Annotated in this window: 14 protein-coding genes and 2 pseudogenes; 10 read left to right on the forward strand and 6 right to left on the reverse strand. The window is 56.0% G+C overall.

Annotation, left to right across the window (positions count from 1 at the left end):
• Nucleotides 1–92: 92 nt before the first annotated feature.
• On the forward strand, nt 93–1,025 hold the full coding sequence (locus JYG34_RS17470; protein ID WP_213657617.1) for a siderophore-interacting protein: 933 nt from the start codon (nt 93–95) through the stop codon (nt 1,023–1,025).
• A 57-nt stretch (nt 1,026–1,082) separates the two neighbouring features.
• Here JYG34_RS17470 and JYG34_RS17475 read toward each other — a convergent pair whose 3' ends face one another.
• From JYG34_RS17475 to JYG34_RS17485, 3 genes are all read right to left on the reverse strand, one after another.
• Entirely contained in the window at nt 1,083–2,477 is a 1,395-nt protein-coding gene (locus JYG34_RS17475) for an aspartate aminotransferase family protein (RefSeq protein ID WP_213657618.1), read from the reverse strand.
• 207 nt (nt 2,478–2,684) lie between these two features.
• A complete protein-coding gene (locus tag JYG34_RS17480) occupies nt 2,685–4,007 on the reverse strand; it encodes an ATP-binding protein (protein ID WP_011534776.1) in 1,323 nt (440 codons plus the stop codon).
• Complete coding sequence (locus tag JYG34_RS17485; protein WP_213657619.1) at nt 4,004–4,687, reverse strand: response regulator; 684 nt, start codon at nt 4,685–4,687, stop codon at nt 4,004–4,006. Before JYG34_RS17485 ends, JYG34_RS17480 begins: the two co-directional genes overlap by 4 nt.
• A gap of 351 nt (nt 4,688–5,038) precedes the next feature.
• On the opposite strand from JYG34_RS17485, the gene JYG34_RS17490 reads away from it, so the two are divergent.
• Both JYG34_RS17490 and JYG34_RS17495 read left to right on the forward strand, forming a co-directional pair.
• A complete protein-coding gene (locus JYG34_RS17490; RefSeq protein ID WP_213661209.1) occupies nt 5,039–5,419 on the forward strand; it encodes a GFA family protein in 381 nt (126 codons plus the stop codon).
• A gap of 29 nt (nt 5,420–5,448) precedes the next feature.
• Complete coding sequence (locus tag JYG34_RS17495) at nt 5,449–6,009, forward strand: nucleotidyltransferase family protein (protein ID WP_213657620.1); 561 nt, start codon at nt 5,449–5,451, stop codon at nt 6,007–6,009.
• Here JYG34_RS17495 and JYG34_RS17500 read toward each other — a convergent pair.
• Complete coding sequence (locus JYG34_RS17500; RefSeq protein WP_213657621.1) at nt 6,006–6,413, reverse strand: NUDIX hydrolase; 408 nt, start codon at nt 6,411–6,413, stop codon at nt 6,006–6,008. The two genes, JYG34_RS17495 and JYG34_RS17500, sit on opposite strands and share 4 nt — an antisense overlap.
• Before the next feature lie 391 nt (nt 6,414–6,804).
• Between JYG34_RS17500 and JYG34_RS17505 the strand changes: the two genes are divergently transcribed.
• The 4 genes from JYG34_RS17505 to JYG34_RS17520 all read left to right on the forward strand — a co-directional run bounded on the left by JYG34_RS17505 (nt 6,805) and on the right by JYG34_RS17520 (nt 10,894).
• The gene (locus JYG34_RS17505; protein WP_213657622.1) at nt 6,805–7,050 is read left to right on the forward strand and encodes a hypothetical protein; all 246 of its coding nucleotides are present in this window, start codon (nt 6,805–6,807) and stop codon (nt 7,048–7,050) included.
• A gap of 148 nt (nt 7,051–7,198) precedes the next feature.
• Nucleotides 7,199–7,468 carry a DUF3077 domain-containing protein gene (locus JYG34_RS17510; RefSeq protein ID WP_011534690.1) on the forward strand — a complete coding sequence of 90 codons (270 nt, stop codon included), beginning with the start codon at nt 7,199–7,201 and terminating at the stop codon, nt 7,466–7,468.
• Between the two features lie 878 nt (nt 7,469–8,346).
• Nucleotides 8,347–10,146 (forward strand): ATP-dependent nuclease, encoded by a 1,800-nt coding sequence (locus JYG34_RS17515; RefSeq protein WP_213657623.1) that lies wholly within the window; start codon nt 8,347–8,349, stop codon nt 10,144–10,146.
• 100 nt (nt 10,147–10,246) lie between these two features.
• Nucleotides 10,247–10,894, forward strand: coding sequence for a hypothetical protein (locus JYG34_RS17520; protein WP_213657624.1), 648 nt, complete (start codon nt 10,247–10,249; stop codon nt 10,892–10,894).
• Between the two features lie 97 nt (nt 10,895–10,991).
• On the opposite strand, the pseudogene JYG34_RS17525 reads toward JYG34_RS17520, so the two are convergent.
• Nucleotides 10,992–12,158: pseudogene (locus JYG34_RS17525) on the reverse strand (DUF4113 domain-containing protein); the annotation flags it as partial.
• A 354-nt stretch (nt 12,159–12,512) separates the two neighbouring features.
• Here JYG34_RS17525 and JYG34_RS17530 point away from each other — a divergent pair.
• Nucleotides 12,513–15,416: a TrlF family AAA-like ATPase gene (locus JYG34_RS17530; RefSeq protein ID WP_213657625.1), complete on the forward strand. Its 2,904-nt coding sequence runs from the start codon at nt 12,513–12,515 to the stop codon at nt 15,414–15,416.
• A gap of 208 nt (nt 15,417–15,624) precedes the next feature.
• Here JYG34_RS17530 and JYG34_RS26360 read toward each other — a convergent pair.
• Nucleotides 15,625–15,857: pseudogene (locus JYG34_RS26360) on the reverse strand (lysis protein); the annotation flags it as partial.
• 322 nt (nt 15,858–16,179) lie between these two features.
• Here JYG34_RS26360 and JYG34_RS17535 point away from each other — a divergent pair.
• Together JYG34_RS17535 and JYG34_RS17540 are read left to right on the forward strand one after the other, a co-directional pair.
• Nucleotides 16,180–16,425 carry a hypothetical protein gene (locus tag JYG34_RS17535; RefSeq protein WP_213657626.1) on the forward strand — a complete coding sequence of 82 codons (246 nt, stop codon included), beginning with the start codon at nt 16,180–16,182 and terminating at the stop codon, nt 16,423–16,425.
• Between the two features lie 138 nt (nt 16,426–16,563).
• Entirely contained in the window at nt 16,564–16,833 is a 270-nt protein-coding gene (locus JYG34_RS17540) for a DUF3077 domain-containing protein (RefSeq protein WP_011534789.1), read from the forward strand.
• Nucleotides 16,834–17,224: the final 391 nt, after the last annotated feature.

The raw sequence follows: 17,224 nt of genomic DNA on the forward strand, positions 1-17,224 counted from the left end.
TGGGGCTGAAAATTTAGCGCCCGCCGGGCAAGCCTAATTCAAGCCCGCGCGGACTCGTCTGATCAGTACCCCCTACCAACAGAGGTACGACCATGACCTCCCTGCTCTCCCGGTTGATTCGCCCCACCAAGGCGACCCCCTACCGGATCTTCGATATCGACGTGAAAGCCATCGAGCCGCTGAGCCCTTCAATGTGCCGTTTCGTCTTCGGCGGCCCGGAGGTGGCGCACATGCACACCCTGGCCCCGGACCAGCGCATCAAATTGTTCTTCCCAACGCCCGCCGGGCAACCGCCACGCCTGCCCAAGGACGGCCAATGGCAGCAGGCGCGTCGCGACCTTGCCCCTCAGGACACACCCCCCATGCGCACCTACACCATCCGCGACCTGCGCCGTGAAGCCTGCGAGGTGGACGTGGATTTCGTGCTGCATGGCGTGAACGGGCCGGCGTCGGCCTGGGCGACCCGGGCCAAGGTCGGCGACCGGCTGCAGATGGTCGCGCCGAACCTGGCCTATACCGAAGATCCGGGGGGTTACGAATGGAAGCCACCACGCAGCGCCCAACGTATCCTGCTGATTGGCGACGAAACCGCCCTGCCGGCCATCGCCGGCATCCTCGAGCACCTGGCGCAGGACGCCGCCGACCTGCCCGTGGAAGCGTTCATCGAGGTGCCCCTGGAAGAGGACTGCCTTGCCCTGCGACACAGCCCCGCCACTCGCCTGCACTGGCTACCCCGGGACCTGCTGCGCTGCGCGCACGGCCACGGCATGCAGCATGCCGTGCGTGAACTGGCCAGCCTGCCCGTCATCCGCGCCAGCGCATCGGTGGAACTGGAGGATGTGGACATCGACCAGCGCATACTCTGGGAACTGGCGAGTGGCGAGAGTGGCGACTTCTACGCCTGGGTCGCCGGCGAGTCGGCGACGGTGATGGACATTCGTCGGTTCCTGATCAAGGAGCGCGGGCTACCCCGAGAAAACCTGACATTGATGGGCTACTGGCGCGACGGCCGCACATTCGATTGATGCGCCGCTTCCTGTAGGGGCCAGCTTGCTGGCTCCTACAGGGTGGGGTGCGCGGCGTCAGTTGACCGCGGCGGCCACGGCCTCGGCGAATCGCCCGGCGACCTCGTCGATCTGCTCGGCACTGATGATCAGCGGCGGCAGGAAACGCACCACCGCGCCATGCCGGCCGCCCAACTCGAGAATCAAACCACGGCGCAGGCATTCACGCTGCACCTTGGGCGCCAGGACCCGGCAAGCCGGTGGATGGCCCAGGGCATCGACCTCGCCCTCCGGGTCGACCAGCTCGACACCCAGCATCAACCCACGCCCACGGATATCCCCCAACTGCGAGTAATCCCGCTGCAGACGCAGCAGGTGCCCACGCAGGCGCTGCCCCATGGCTTCGGCATGCTCGCAGAGGCGGTGTTCGACCAGGTAGCCCATCACTGCCGACCCCGCCGCCATGGCCATCTGGTTACCCCGGAAAGTACCCGCATGGGCACCCGGCGACCATTTATCGAGCCAGTCGCGGTAGACCATCACCGCCAGCGGCAGGCTGCCACCGATGGCCTTGGACAAGGTGACCACATCCGGCACGATCCCGGCGTGCTCGAAGGCAAACATCTTGCCGGTACGGGCGAAACCGCTCTGAATCTCGTCGACGATCAGCGCCACGCCGGCCTGCTCGGTGATCCGACGCAGGCCACGCAGCCACTCGATGTCGGCCGGGATCACCCCGCCCTCGCCCTGCACCACCTCGACGATCACCGCCGCCGGCAAGGCCACGCCGGCCTCAGGGTCATTCAGCAGGTTCTCCAGGTAGTGCAGGTTGGCGCGCACGCCAGCCTCGCCACCCAGGCCGAACGGGCAACGGTAGTCGTAGGGGTAAGGCAGGAACTGCACGCCATTGCTCAGCAGCGCACCCAGCGGCTTCTTCGGCCCCAGGCTGCCCATCAGGCTCAGGGCGCCCTGGGTCATGCCGTGGTAGCCGCCCTGGAACGCCAGTACCGTGCTGCGCCCGGTGGCGGTGCGCACCAGCTTGAGCGCCGCTTCCACGGCATCGGTGCCGGTGGGGCCGCAGAACTGGATCTTCGCCTCGCGGCGCAGCGCCTCGGGCAGCAGGCCGAACAGGTCCTGGACGAACTGATCCTTGACCGGCGTGGTCAGGTCCAGCGTGTGCAGGGGCAGCTCATCGGCCAGCACGCGCTGGATTGCCTCGACCACTACGGGATGGTTGTGGCCCAAGGCCAGGGTGCCGGCACCCGCCAGGCAGTCGATGAACTGCCGGCCCTCGACATCCTCCACGTGAATGCCACGGGCACGCTTGAGCGCCAGCGGGATGCGTCGCGGGTAGCTGCGGGCGTTGGACTCTTGTTGCTGCTGGCGCAGCAGCAGCGGCGAGTCCGCGAATTCGTACAGGGCCTGCGGCGCACAGGCCGGCAGCGCCTGGGCAAGGCTGGAAACGGTCGACATCGGAAAAGTCCTCGCAAGCAAGCGAAAGTGCCCGCCACGCGCCCTGTAACCGGATGTGTGTCGGGTGGTCATCGCTTGGAAAACGCTTCAGCGAGGGAAGGATTTAGCGGCTGGTGTGGTATTTGTGATGGCTGCGCAGCGCTGACTCAACAATCATGCCAAGCCCGCTCCCACGAACTTTTCCTGGCCAGAGCCATGCATGCACACTCAAGCGCCCGAACGCGCTGGCACCTGCAACCTCACCCGCAAACCATCGGCCTGGCTGTCGAAACGCAGGCTTCCCGCACAACGTTGGACGATCGCCTGGACAATCGCCAACCCCAACCCACACCCACCACTCTGGCCATTGCGCCAGAAGCGCTCGGTCAGGTGCTGCAGGTCCTCCTGCGCAATCCCCGGCCCATGGTCGCGCACCAGGAAGTCCACCTGCCCGTCCAGTGCCTGCACCTCCAGCTCCACCGCCGCATCACCACCATGGCGCAGGGCGTTGTCCAGCAGGTTGCGCAAGGCCGCCACCGCCAGTGGCGCCGGCATCCCGAGGTAGACCTTGGCGGCATCCTCCGGCAAGCGCAGGAGGATGCGCCGGTTGTCGCCCCCACCGGCATCCTGGATCGCCTGTAGCGCCACTTGCTCGGCGCTGCACTGCACGCCGTCGTCGAACGACAGGCTGCCCTCGACGCGCGCCAACATCAGCAACTGCTCCAGCGTACGGTGCATCCGGTCAGTGCCCTGCTCGGCATGCTCCAAGGCCTGCTCGCGCACCGCGCCGTCGGTCATCCGCGCCACCTGCAGGTGGGTCTTGATCGCGGTCAGCGGGCTGCGCAGCTCGTGAGCGGCGTCGTCGGTGAGCCGGCGCTCGCGCTCGATGGTCTGGGCGATACGCAGAAACAGCTGGTTCTGGGTATCGAGCAACGGTTGCAGCTCGCTGGGCAGGCCGGCCACCTGCAACGGCTCGACACTGTCGGCGCGCCGCCTGCGCAAGGCGTCGCGCATGCGGTTGAGCGGTTCGAGGCCCTTGCCCAGGCCGATCCACAGCAACCCCAGGCTACCCAGCAGCGCCATCAGCACCGGCGCCGACGCCGCCAGCAGGATCGACTGGTTCAGCGCCTCGCGCTCCTGGTGGCGGTCGGCAGTGGTGATACGCACATCGCCATGGTTGTAGGTGAAAGTGCGCCACGAGGCACCGTCGATGGTCTGGTCGCGGAAGCCGCTGCGCTGGTCGTCCATCGTGCCGTCATGCTTGTGGTTGCTGGCCAGGATCTCGCCGCGCAGCGAGCTCACCTGGCAGGCCATGCCATCCGGCACGCTGAACTGGTCCGCGGAGAAGTGCGCGTCCTGCCCCTTGGCCGTCAATGGCTGCGGCAACTGGTCGATCAGTCCGGCGACCATGCGTGCCGACGCCACCAGGCGCTGATCGAGGGAGAACATCATCTGCTGACGCAGGTCGCGCAGCATCCACGCCGCCGCCAGCACCCAGATGACGATGAAGGCGCTACCCAGGATCAGCGACAGGCGAACGCGCAAGCTCACGACGACGCCTCCTGCGGCGCCTGCGCCGGCCCCAGGCGATAGCCCAGGCCACGCACGGTCTCGACAATGCCGTTGCCCAGCTTGCGGCGCAGATGGTGGATATGCACGTTGAGGGCGTTGCTTTCGACCTCGTCGCTGAAGCCGTACACGCAATCTTTCAACTGCTCACTGGACAACACCCGCCCCGGGTTCTGCAGCAGCGCCTGGAGCAACGCCTGCTCGCGACGCGACAAGTCCACCGGCGCGCCGGCCAGGGTCGCTACACAGCTGCTCGGGTCGTAGCACAGCGGCCCATGCTCGATCACGTTGACCGCCCGCCCCGCCACCCGCCGCAGCAGGGTGTGCAGGCGCGCCGCCAGTTCGCGCAGGTCGAACGGTTTGAGCAGGTAATCGTCGGCTCCCGCCTGCAAGCCATCGACCCGGTCGGTGACCGCGTCGCGCGCGGTCAGCACCAGCACCGGCAGCGTTTCGCCCTGCTGGCGCAGGCGGCGCAACAGTTTCAGGCCATCTTCGTCGGGCAGCCCCAGGTCGAGGATCATCACGTCGAACTGCGCAGCCTGGAGCATCTGCCGCGCCTGCGACGCGCTCGCCACCCGGTCCACGGTCAGGCCCTGGGCCGAGAGCCCGGCGCAGATGCCGCTGGCGATCAGGTCGTCGTCCTCGCAGAGCAGAACGTGCATGGGGAAGTCTCCTGGGGTGGGGAAGCTGGCATTGCACAGGATGGTGATTAAGGGGGGATTATGACCCTTGGCGCGGGTTTCGTCGTGGGGTGCCGTATTGGCGGGCTGTAGCCTTGCAGCACTGTTGGGATCGAGCGCCGCTACGCGCCGCATCGCGGATGAATCCGCTCCTACACACAGGGCATGATTGTCCGCCTTGTTGGCACGACGCTATATTTCGAGCTGGCAACCCTGGCCTGTAGGAGCGGATTCATCCGCGATGCGCCGCACAGCGGCGCTCAATCTCAACCGCGCTACAACCCCTTCGTCGAGCCCCTCGCAAGCACCAGGCTCAAGGCTGGAAATGATCAAATGAACGATACCTACCAAGGCAGCTGCCTGTGCACGGCGGTACGCTATGAATTGCAGACCGCGCCAAAGGCGGTCAGCCATTGCCATTGCAGCCAGTGCCGCAAGGGACATGGTGCGCTGTTCGCCACTTACGGCAGCGTGCCTCGCGGTGCACTGCGAATACTGGAAGGGGCTGACTGCCTCACCGAATACCCCTCTTCCGAATCGGTACTGCGCACCTTCTGCGCACGATGCGGCTCATCCTTGTTCTGGTCGCGCTCACAGGGCGAGTTCACCGACTGGGTTTCCATCGCGTTGGCTACGCTCGATACGCCCTTCACCCCAGAAAAGCACAAACACATTCATCTCGACTCAGCGGTTCACTGGTACCCACACACCTGAGTGCAAATCACCGGACAAGGATGAACGACATGGTTTCGCTGACCCACGCGCGCGTATTGGACATCGCACTGGAAAACGCCACCAATCGCGCATTGCTCGCGCTGCTGCCCACACTGGACCTGCCCAACTGCATGCTAACGGCAGGCTGCCTGTTCCAGACGTTCTGGAACGTCCGCTCGGGCCGAGCGGCCGAATGGGGCATCAAGGACTACGACATCGCCTATTTCGATGAAGACCTGTCGTGGGAAGCCGAGGACCGGGTGATCGCCCGGGTGCGTGACGCTTGCGAGCACCTTGGGGTCAATGTGGAAGTGCGCAACCAGGCCAGGGTTCATCTCTGGTATGAAGCCAAGTTCGGGGCGCACTATCCGCCGTTGCAGTCGGTGACCGAGGGGATAGACCGCTACCTCATCTGCTCCACTTGCCTGGGCGTGGAAGTCGGCACGGGTGAGCTGTACAGCACCTATGGCCTCGAAGACCTGCAAGACGACGTGCTGAGAATGAATGCCCGGAACCCGCAGCCGGTGCTGTTCAGGCGCAAGGCCGACAGCTATCGGGAGCGGTGGCCTTGGTTGAAGGTCGCTGGCTAGGCGAGTGCCTGGTGTAGATGGGCCAGCGCTCGCTGAAAGACTGGGTGACAGTCCGCGTAGGGCAACTGATCGAGTGGAGCCCAGAAAAACTCGAACACGTGGCCATGGTCGTCCAGGGTCTGGTGAGACCAATGCTCAGGCAGTGCCGCTTGCACCTGGCACAGGTGGAACGACCAGACCTGATCAAGGTGTCCGGATGCCCAGCAACCCAAGTCATCCTTGATCGTTGCGCCATGGATACCCGACTCCTCCGCCAATTCGCGCAAAGCCGCCTCACGCGGTGCTTCGCCCTGTTCGATGGTGCCTTTCACCAGCTGCACCCCGGCCAAGGGGTGGCGAAACAGAAGGATTAGCGGCTGCGGCGTGGATGAGAGCACTACGGCACAGGCCTTGGCTGGCAGCATGGCGATGTCCTTTTCGGGGATGACGGCTGGTTATCTTACCGTTGCAGGCCGTAGCGAAGACTCCCCACGTGAAGTGACCACGGTTTAAGTGGCGAAAATCAGATTTCACCGCTTCCTTGTAGTCCATTTCCCAAACATACTGCTGCGGCCTTTTTTCCGTTGCGACCTCCCAGGCAGGGCTCTAGTCTCGGCGAGTCGCTGGTGTTCAGCGACCGGCTTTGACAGGCCGCGACGGTATTAAGCATGCGGCTAGCCCTTGATGGCGGCTGTACGTGCGGGCACGCTCGCGTGCGCCGGAACTTTGCTTATTCCGCCGGTCTGTCAACCCGCGTACAGCTGCCACCCTTCTGTTTGACAGCAGACAGGTGGCAGCCCTCAAAGGAATAAGAAGATGCTAAAGATCGTCCCCGATCCACCCCACAACCACCACTCCCTCGAAGACACCATCATCCGGGCCACGGAGTACGCTCTCTGCGCGCAGACCGTGGCGCATCAGGCTGTTCTGCTGCATCCCAAGTCGCCCGTGTCGATTCTGGTCATGGCCGCGATGCATGAAATGGAGGCGCTGCGGGTGCTGCTCGAATCGGCGTTGATTCAGGTGCAGATGCCGCAGGTGGAGCCTCGCACGTTGCATTAAGGTGTTAGCCATAGGTTGCCTGGGCTGGCCTCATCGCCGGCAAGCCGGCTCCCACAGGGGATCGGCGTGGCTGCGCGGCAGATGCTGTGTAGCTGATTGCTGGACTACCTGCTCGCCCAGGCACCGATCATTTCAGGGAGATTGAGCCATGAGCACAGACGACACCACGCCCCACACCACCGTGGGCAAGACCAAGTTCTACCAGGGTGAAAAGCATACCGACCCGCTGTTCTGCATCGAACCCGGCATCCCTTGCCAGCACGCACGGGAACAGGCTTCGGAATTGATGGGCTGCGTGTGCGACCTGACCATCACCGGGATCATGGAGGAAAAGCCTCAGCTGATCTGGGCATCGTATTACCTGAGCGCGCTGGCCAAGGCGCTGATGGATGATGCGGAGTTGGGGATGAAGCATTAAGGCGTTGTTTTTTCGAGGCGTTTGACGAAAGGGTTGCAGCGCCTGGGAGATCGAGCGCCGCCCGCGCGGCGCATCGCGGATGAATCCGCTCCTACATCGGTTGCAACGTGCCGCATCTGTCAGGCCATAGTTGCCTGCCTTGGCGCCAGCCGAAAAATCGCGTCGTACAAACAAGGCGAACAACCATGGCCTATCAGGCATAGGCACGTTGCAACAAATGTAGGAGCGGATTCATCCGCGATGCGCCGCGCGGGCGGCGCTCGATCTTGAATGCGGTGCATGGCTACCGCCCTGCACCTGGCTGCCAACACACGATCAAAAACACTTCACCCCCGGCCGGCACCTTAATCGCCAATCGGACCGGACGAATCCCACCATGCTTGGTAAACTGGCGCCCATCAACCTATCCATCGCCTGCCAGCGGGACCCGCCGCCTGGCTTCGCTGAGTTCGTGCCCCAGACATATGCAATCTCAAGCCGCTTCCTCCTTGCGCCCCGAGCCATCCCGCCGCTTCAGCGTTGCGCCGATGATGGATTGGGCGGGTACTTCTATCAGCCTTTGATTTCCGCGTAATCTCTAGCGCCATAAATCCATCCGTACCAATTTTTTACCAACCAAATCTTTTGACGACAGTCATAAAAGCCCCAGTGTCGCCTTGGCTCTGCTAGACACTCTATGCTGCATCGATCACGGCCTGGCGAGTTCGATCCTTCATGGTAGCCGGCACAAAAGACATCGCTTTTTGATCGGCCGGTCAATCAAACATCATGGGTCGAAAGCTCATATCCAGGCCTGCGGTGGTTTTTGGCGTGTGCCGATGGCGCACATGCAGGGCACTGTGCCACTATTCGGGTAACGAATGAAGAAGAGGTCTGTGATGAAGCTCTCTGGAATCCGTATCAGAAATTATCGAACCATTGCCAATGAGCAGACGGTGGATTTGAGTCGTGGAATGACTTTAGTGGGGCCAAACAACGCTGGTAAAACTAATATTTTAACAGCTATAAAAATGTTGTTTACCGGCTATGAAAACGTACATGCCTATTCCCGAGAGCATGATCTTACCTTCGGTGAACGTTCCGGACAAACAAGCCTCGTGGGTGTCTTCACCGGCGACAGTGCCGGTAAAGATAAGGCGATTTATGACTTACTCGCCGAACTGAAAGGAATGCTACAAGCGGAGGGAGCTGCAGAATACGTCAACGACAACGAGATCCACCTCTACCTTACCTTCACTACAACTTCCAATCCATCATATCGATTCTTCCCCAACTCCAAACGCCCTACGGATGCCAGTGGCAAATCTGCTTTCTCACGCAAAGAACGGGATCTAGTGCAAAAGCTATTAGCCAGCTTTGTATGCCATTATGTTCCATCAAACAAGTCATTTGAAAATATTTATCAAGAACCTCTCACCCCCTTCATCAAAAAACACGTTTCCAAATCACTAGAAAACAAAGTTAAAGAAATCGAAAACAGTTTGGCAACCACCGCCTCCAGCTTGACATCAGCGCTCAAAGACTGTGGACTTCCGGATATTTCCGTTCGTTTCGACATGCCCAACAAAGCTCTCACAGACTTACTAAGCGGCTTCGAGTTTAAACTGCGCGACCCCAATGAAACATCTGTATTCAAAAAAGGAGTTGGCATTCAGTCAACAGCAATTTTGTCTTCATTCGACTGGATCACTCAGCAAGAAGTAGATGGCGGACTGGAGGTTATCTGGCTCATTGAAGAGCCTGAGGCATTTTTACACCCCACACTCAATACTGTCTGCAAACGACTCTTAGCGAGACTGCAATCCAGAAGCCTTGTAGTTATCACCACACACTCACTTAGTTTCGTCCCGCAAAACCCGGCCCTTACGGCGGGCGTGACACGGTCCGACGGTAACAAATCATTGATTTCCAAATATAAAACCTATAGAGAATCAACTGAAGCCATCCGCAAGTCCATCGGCGTAAAATTCTCAGACTTCTTCAATCTTGGCCAATTAAATGTACTACTGGAAGGTCCTTCAGACAGGGAGTACCTTGAATGGATCTTGAAAATACTGGACCCAGCCGACTACCCTCTATCTCATCTACGGTCAAGTGAATGCCATTATTTAGACTATGGCGGCGTAACTCACTTAGCTGGATTTCTTCGGGCCACCTGGGAGTTCATCAGAAGTGAGACCTGTGTAGTATCTGTCTTTGACGGGGATCCTGCGGGAGAGCGGGAGCGAAGAAACTTACAACAGTATTTTGGCCAGAAAGATATCCCATTCCAGCCGAACGACGACTTCATATCTGTACGCAAGGGCTTTCCAATCGAGGCTTTGTTCCCAGACAGCTGGATCAGCAAATGTAAAACAGCCCATCCAAATTGGTTCTCTGACTTCTCAGTAGATGTTTCAGGCGAGCTGGAAGCCTTCGAATTAAAAGACGGCTCCAAAAAGAGCTTTGCGGCATTCGTAAAGGATTTGGCCAATAAAGCCGAGAACTTAGAATGGGCTAAAAGATGGATCGACGTCTGCAACGCCCTCGATAACGCCTTAAGAAATAAAAAGATCAAACTTTCACTAAGTGAGGGAGCAATAGAACTAGCTGACCTTACTGAGGACACAGAGCCGCTGAACGAGAATGATATCGACATCGATGCCGCGAAGAATACTGAACCCGTTGCGATCGCCTAGTTTCGGCCGAGCCTTCGACGCTGCCATTTAGCCTAGGGGGATGAATTTTAAACCATGCGCGATAATCATATTCATTATAACCATAGCAGCCGACATAATAATGGACATCGAATCTTTTCAGCAATGCCTGACCTACATAAAATCCAACAATGCAGCAAAACCTATAATTGAGACATTGCTCCCTTACGGGAGTGCGCTAGCAGGAGTTATTATTGGCTTTTTATTAAATCAAACGCGAGATTGGTGGAAAGATCGAAACTCGCTAAAAAATAAGAAAAAATGCATTAGCGAAGACGTCCATCGAGCTCGGCACTCAATGCAGCTTGCCATCAAAGAATGCGTCAGCATTTTAAACATTCTTATCATAAAAAAACTTCCTTCCGGCCACAATTTTCCGACAGGTTTCAAAACCCCTTTGCTAGAGGAATACTTTCCAGCCATTGCGCACACATACAGCGTTCAAGACAGATACTTTTTGAAAGAACTCGACACACACACCAACCACCTAGAGCGTCTTACAAAAGAATTATCACCAGACAAAGGCGTCTTCGGTTTTTCCCTTACCACCTTAGAAATCCTAAACACTTGTGCAACTATGATAGGGATGTGCGACCTTTTACTAGGCGAGCAAAATCGAGACAACTTACCTGCCCTACTAACATCGCTCGGGCATAATAATGATGACTTATTAGTCATTGAGATAATGTCTGAAAATGCCGAACAAAATAACGACAAACTCAAACTCTAATAACCAGCTCGTTTCTGTTGGGACCACAGTTTAAAAGATGGCTGGGCATACAATGGTGTGCGACTCGCCCCAATTCTGCGCCAGTCGCCGCGAGCGTTCAGCTCGCGGATACGATCCAAAGTTGGTCGACCCGCGTCGTGTAGGACTGACTCATCATCTCCCGACGCATCCCCCAATAGGGGGTGCGGGGGACGCTCCCTGCCCGCACCGTTCCCCTGCCATACCGGTCGTTGATCTCATCAAGCACCGACATCAGCCGGCAACTAGTCACCGGCTGGGTCACCGCGAACAGGTCGTCGGTGAACTCACCAGGCTGCCGCAGATCGAGTAGCAACACCTCGGCCTTGCTGTATCGGTAACCGGACTGGTAGACACGCTCCACAGCCTCAGTTGCCGCCCGAGTCAGTAGCAAGGTGTCGTTGGTGGGATACGGCAGGTCGACCAGCGCACCTTTGGCAAAGTGCAGCTCGTTAGGGTTGAACATGCCGGTGCGGATCGACACTCGCATCCGCTTGCACAACGAGCCCTGGGCTCGCAGCTTTTCGGCTGCCCTGCCCGTGTAGGTGGCCACTGCCTGCTTGATCGGCGTCAGCTCCGTCAGGCGCTTGCCGAACATCCGGCTGCAGCAGATCTCCTGCTTCGGTGGATCTGCCTCATCCAGTTCAAGGCATGGCGTGCCGGCAAGTTCACGGGCGGTCTTCTCTACCACCACACTGAACTTGTCGCGCAGCATCCTCGGATCAGCCTTGGCCAGCTCCATCGCCGTGCGAATGCCCATGGCTTCCAGGTGCGCCGTCATCCGCCGGCCGATGCCCCACACCTCTTTCACCTCGGTGTTACGCAGCACCCAGTCGCGCTTGAAGTCATCTGTGATGTCGACCACACCGCCAGTCTGCGCCTGCAAGCGCTTTGCGGTGTGGTTGGCGAGCTTCGCCAGGGTTTTGGTGCGGGCGATCCCGACACCAACAGGAATGCCCGTGCAGCGCAGTACTTTGGCGCGCACATCCCGGCCGAGCTGGGAGAGGCTGCCCGTCATGCCGGTGAGATCGGCGAAGCACTCATCGATCGAATAGACCTCGGCCGCCGGCACCATCGATTCGATCAGTGACATGACCCGCTCGCTCATGTCGCCATACAGCGCGTAGTTCGACGAGAAGGCCACAATGCCATGCCGGCGAAGTTTTTCCTTCGCCTGAAAGTAGGGCTCCCCCATCCTCACGAACGGCTTCGCATCGTACGACCTGGCGATCACACAGCCGTCTGAATATCTGAATGACACTAACAGTTAGCGCCCTGTAAATCATTGATTTATAGATAAATTATCTATCTAACAGTTTTTAAGATTTTAGTATCGACGATACCGTCTAGGTGACGCGCTCGAAGGAATAAGAGCTCGCGCAATGTTTCTACAGGTGGGTAGCAGACGCCTGCCAACCCGCGTCCCTGTCGCACGGATCATTCTTCACCATCTCTAGAGAAATGCCCGCCCAAGCAACGTTCACATATGCAGGCGCCTCGAAATCGGCTTCAATAGCATTGATGGCTCAATGCTACCCGCACTGTAAGTAGAAAAAACAGCCAAACTCGAAAGCTTGCAACTCTAAATGGATGATTTGAAGTGAATAAGACTTACCCAAAAGGATCGGAATGGCGCAAATGGGATCTTCACGTGCACACCCCTGCCTCTGTGCTCAGAAATGAATTTGGCCAAGACTGGGACAGATATGTAACCGAACTCTTCACGCGAGCTATTGCATCCGGAGTTAGCGCAATTGGTGTTACCGATTATTATCTACCAGAAGGGTACAAGATTCTTAGACAGAATTATTTAGACAACCCTGAAAAGATGCAGGAACTTTTTGATACCCAAACTCTTCTTGCCATTAACGAAATCAAAGTATTTCCCAATATAGAGTTCCGAATTAACAAATTGGTTATTGGCAAAGAAGCCGATCTTTCCTGGAATCGAAAGGTCAACTACCACGTTCTATTATCCGATGAAATACCTGTAGAAAAAATTGAAAGCGATTTCATTTCGCAGATCCAGATTTTTTTCAATGCTACCGTTGGCAGCCAAATTGAGCGCCGTCCACTTACAAGATCTAATCTTGAAGAACTGGGTCAGCGTTTGATTGCAGAACACCCACCATTCGCAACAAGTGGTAGCGCATTATTCGTTGGAATGATGTGCGCATCTGTAGATGAAGATGAAATTTCGAGACTTCTTAATCAGAATGCTTTTTTTAGAGAAAGGTACCTGACAGCTCTTCCGTGCGACGAAGACCTTAGCGATGTCAACTGGAACTCACAGGGACACAATTTACGCAAAAACCTTATAAAACAGGCCCACTTCATATTTTCGTCAAATCAAAAAACCGCAGCATTCTTTCTTGGCGGCAAAGAAAAAACTTCCTTCATAAAAGAGTTTGGAGCAATTAAAGCTTGTTTATGGGGCTCCGACGCACATAAATGGGATGAGCTATTCAACCCCGCCAAAAATAGACATACATGGATCAAAGGTGATTTAACTTTTTCAGGCTTAAAACAGGTGATTTACGATCCTAGCTCAAGGGTTGCGATACAAGAGCTCTCACCGCAGCAAAAAAGCCCGTACCAGACCATTGAAAAAGTTCGCTTCATAAACAATGGACAGCAAAAGCTATTTAACGAGGAATGGCAAGAACTCAATCCGGATCTGAATACGATAATAGGAGGGAAATCTTCCGGCAAATCTTTATTACTCTATCATATTGCCAAAGCGGTAAATGCAGAAGAAGTTGACAGTAAAATACAGTTAGCTAAGGCGTCGACTTACACGGGATTACCGTCTCTTGACTTTGAAGTGCACTGGTCTAACGGCGATGTTAGCCGGCTTTCAGAAACCTCAGAAAAAAAGCCCATAACATATATACCTCAGCTCTATATTAACCATCTCGCCGAGGAAGATGGAAGATCCCAGCTCAACACGCTAGTGCAGGACATACTTCTACAAAACTCAACATTTCAACATTTTTCTGAAAACCAAGAAAGAAAAATAGTTACAACCAACAAAGATATAAATCAAAAGATCGACTCTTTTTTTGAGCTTAGAGCCAAGTACAGCTCTCTAAATAAGGAGGCAGAGGCAATTGGAACGCGACCTGCTATTACGGCCGAGATTGAAAGATTGCAAACTGAAATTAAAACTTTGCGCGAAAAATCCGGCTTCTCCGATTTAGAGGAGCAGAAATACAAGCGTCTTTCGACTCGCAAATCAAGCCTTGATAAGCGGGAAGCTATTATTTCCAAAATTGAGACTGGGTGTCAGCAGATAACCGCTTCTGTCACGAGTAGATTTAATGCCCAAATCGAAACCCTTAAAGACTCAATACTTGCTGATATAGATCTGCCAAGCGAGTCAACCTTTGCAAGCAATGCCCTGGACTCTTTAGAGCGAAAACTATTGTGCACAGTTGAAAACTTTAAGCAAGAACTATCTCACAGCATTCAAAACACACCAGCATTAAATATAAAAATAGCAACTGAATCCCGCGAGATCGACAAAGCGCTTCAACCTCTTTTAATTAAAATTACTGACCAAGCAACACTTGACCTTGCAACCAAAAAGCTAAAAGCAGAGGAAGCAAAGCTAAAACAGCTAGATGATATTGCCGAGAAACAAACATCAATAAAAACACAAGGGTTAGATTGCAAGCAAGAGCTAACCAATCTATACACCCAACTTATACAAACCTATTACGATTATGCTAAAGAAACCTCAAAGCCGGATTATCAATTTGAAGACGACATTGCGGTATCAGCAGAAGTCATGCTGAACGAGGATAAATTCAACGAGTTCTCCCTGCTATTTGATCGGCGCGGTAATATGAGCACTTTATTAGGTGATCTGCTACTACCCACGGGCGAGCTAAACTTCAATATCGAAACCCATGCAGAACGCATCACAAATACACACTCTACCTATATCAAAAAGATCAATATTCCCGCGACTCGCAAAGGCATAGAAGACATTGAAGTAATTAGAAAGCTTTATAGCGATTGCTTTTATATAAACTATGTTGTTCATTATAAAAGCGATGATATCGCAACCATGTCACCAGGCAAACGTGGATTGGTGCTATTAAATTTGATTTTACACTTAAGCAACGCATCACATCCAATTCTTATCGACCAACCAGAAGATAACTTAGATAACAGAACTATTTACGACCAACTGAAAGATTTTATCAGGCAGAAAAAAAGAAAACGCCAAATAATTATGGTCACTCACAACGCGAACCTAGTGGTAGCAGCTGATGCGGAGTGCGTAATTGTAGCGAACCAAGCAGGCCAACAATCGGATACCACTGTAGACAACTATCGATTCGAATATTTCAGTGGAAGCTTAGAGTGCTCTTATGAGGCACCGCTGACAGGCGGCCCATTGAGATCTCAGGGCATCCGCCAGCATGTATGCGAGATCCTTGAAGGCGGAGTTACGGCCTTCAAGGAACGGGAACTAAAGTATGGCTTTAAAATTTAGCTATTATCAAATAAGGCGTGAAGAATTTTTCTTTAGCTTTGTCTGATCGCAGATCTGTTAAGTTGATTTAACAAACGAAAAAAATAAAAAGGAAGGACAACACTCTCAATCAGGGGCCTTTCCGTTAGGGGGCCCTGACTTCGGTACCTCTTTACAAGCGGGTCACTTCACACACGTAGGCCTGGCAGGCCTTCAGCGCGATCACTGCTCAATCACCTTCATCGGTGATGGCGACAATTCGCCGAGCATGCGCTGGGTCAAGTTGGGCGCATACGGCTCCATCCACCAAGCCTCCGGTGTCGGCAGGCGTTCGCACCCCACTGTCATCACCCGAGGCGGCAACGGTTCCGGCATCGAGTAGGACTGACAACCGCAGATCAGCAGTAGCCAGCCGGTCGCGCAGGCGACACTGCGCGCTGAAACATCATTGATTTCCTCCCAAGACGCTCACTCGCCTCTGGCGAAAATCAGACTTAACCGCTTCCTTGTAGTCCATTTCCCAAACATACTGCTGCCGCCTTTTTTCCGTTGCGGTCGCCCTGGTGGGGCTCTAGTCTCGGCCTGTCGTTGCACATCAACGATACAGCTTTGACAGGCTGTGACGGCAAATTGCATGCAGCTAAACCTTTATGGCAGCTGTACGTGCGGGCACGCTTGCGTGCGCCGGAACTTTGCAATTTCCGCCGGTCTGTCAACCCACGTACAGCTGCCACCCTACCGTTTGACAGCAGGCAGGTGGCCGCACCACCAAAGGGAAGTTGCTATGTTAAAGATCGTCCCCGATCCACCCCACAACCACCACTCCCTCGAAGACACCATCATTCAGGCCACGGAGTACGCCCTGTGCGCGCAGACCGTGGCGCATCAGGCTGTTCTACTGCATCCCAAGTCGCCCGTGTCGATTCTGGTCATGGCCGCGATGCATGAAATGGAGGCGCTGCGAGTGCTGCTCGAATCGGCGTTGATTCAGGTGCAGATACCGCAGGTGGAGCCTCGCACGTTGCATTAAGCCGGTATGTCGTGAGTTGCCTGGCGGGCCCTGTTCGCCGGCAAGCCGGCTCCAACAAGGGGCGCGAATCGCCTGTAGGAGCCGGCTTGCCGGCGAATGGGCCAGGCCAGGCACCCAGCACTTCAGGGAGATTGAGTCATGAGCACAGACGACACCACGCCCCACACCACCGTGGGCAAGACCAAGTTCTACCAGGGTGAAAAGCATACCGACCCGCTGTTCTGCATCGAACCCGGCATCCCTTGCCAGCACGCACGGGAACAGGCTTCGGAGTTGATGGGCTGCGTGTGCGACCTGACCATCACCGGGATCATGGAGGACAAGCCTCAGCTGATCTGGGCATCGTATTACCTCAGCGCGCTGGCCAAGGCGCTGATGGATGATGCGGAGTTGGGGATGAAGCATTAAGGCGTTGTTTTTTCGAGGTGTTTGACGAAAGGGTTGCAGCGCCTGGGAGATCGAGCGCCGCCCGCGCGGCGCATCGCGGATGAATCCGCTCCTACATCGGTTGCAACGTGCCGCATCTGTCAGGCCATAGTTGCCTGCCTTGGCGCCAGCCGAAAAATCGCGTCGTACAAACAAGGCGAACAACCATGGCCTATCAGGCATAGGCACGTTGCAACAAATGTAGGAGCGGATTCATCCGCGATGCGCCGCGCGGGCGGCGCTCGATCTTGAATGCGGTGCATGGCTACCGCCCTGCACCTGGCTGCCAACACACGATCAAAAACACTTCCCCCCCGGCCGGCACCTTAATCGCCAATCGGACCGGACGAATCCCACCATGCTTGGTAAACTG

This window comes from Pseudomonas entomophila (assembly GCF_018417595.1).
GTDB lineage: Bacteria > Pseudomonadota > Gammaproteobacteria > Pseudomonadales > Pseudomonadaceae > Aquipseudomonas > Aquipseudomonas entomophila_C.

Bases quoted from the DNA above. Each gene is read 5' to 3' on its own strand.
- JYG34_RS17515 (WP_213657623.1), top strand. From the start codon at position 8,347: ATGAAGCTCTCTGGAATCCGTATCAGAAATTATCGAACCATTGCCAAT.
- JYG34_RS17510 (WP_011534690.1), top strand. From the start codon at position 7,199: ATGAGCACAGACGACACCACGCCCCACACCACCGTGGGCAAGACCAAG.
- JYG34_RS17490 (WP_213661209.1), top strand. From the start codon at position 5,039: ATGAACGATACCTACCAAGGCAGCTGCCTGTGCACGGCGGTACGCTAT.
- JYG34_RS17535 (WP_213657626.1), top strand. From the start codon at position 16,180: ATGTTAAAGATCGTCCCCGATCCACCCCACAACCACCACTCCCTCGAA.
- JYG34_RS17495 (WP_213657620.1), top strand. From the start codon at position 5,449: ATGGTTTCGCTGACCCACGCGCGCGTATTGGACATCGCACTGGAAAAC.
- JYG34_RS17470 (WP_213657617.1), top strand. From the start codon at position 93: ATGACCTCCCTGCTCTCCCGGTTGATTCGCCCCACCAAGGCGACCCCC.
- JYG34_RS17505 (WP_213657622.1), top strand. From the start codon at position 6,805: ATGCTAAAGATCGTCCCCGATCCACCCCACAACCACCACTCCCTCGAA.
- JYG34_RS17475 (WP_213657618.1), bottom strand. From the start codon at position 2,477: ATGTCGACCGTTTCCAGCCTTGCCCAGGCGCTGCCGGCCTGTGCGCCG.
- JYG34_RS17520 (WP_213657624.1), top strand. From the start codon at position 10,247: ATGGACATCGAATCTTTTCAGCAATGCCTGACCTACATAAAATCCAAC.
- JYG34_RS17485 (WP_213657619.1), bottom strand. From the start codon at position 4,687: ATGCACGTTCTGCTCTGCGAGGACGACGACCTGATCGCCAGCGGCATC.
- JYG34_RS17540 (WP_011534789.1), top strand. From the start codon at position 16,564: ATGAGCACAGACGACACCACGCCCCACACCACCGTGGGCAAGACCAAG.
- JYG34_RS17500 (WP_213657621.1), bottom strand. From the start codon at position 6,413: ATGCTGCCAGCCAAGGCCTGTGCCGTAGTGCTCTCATCCACGCCGCAG.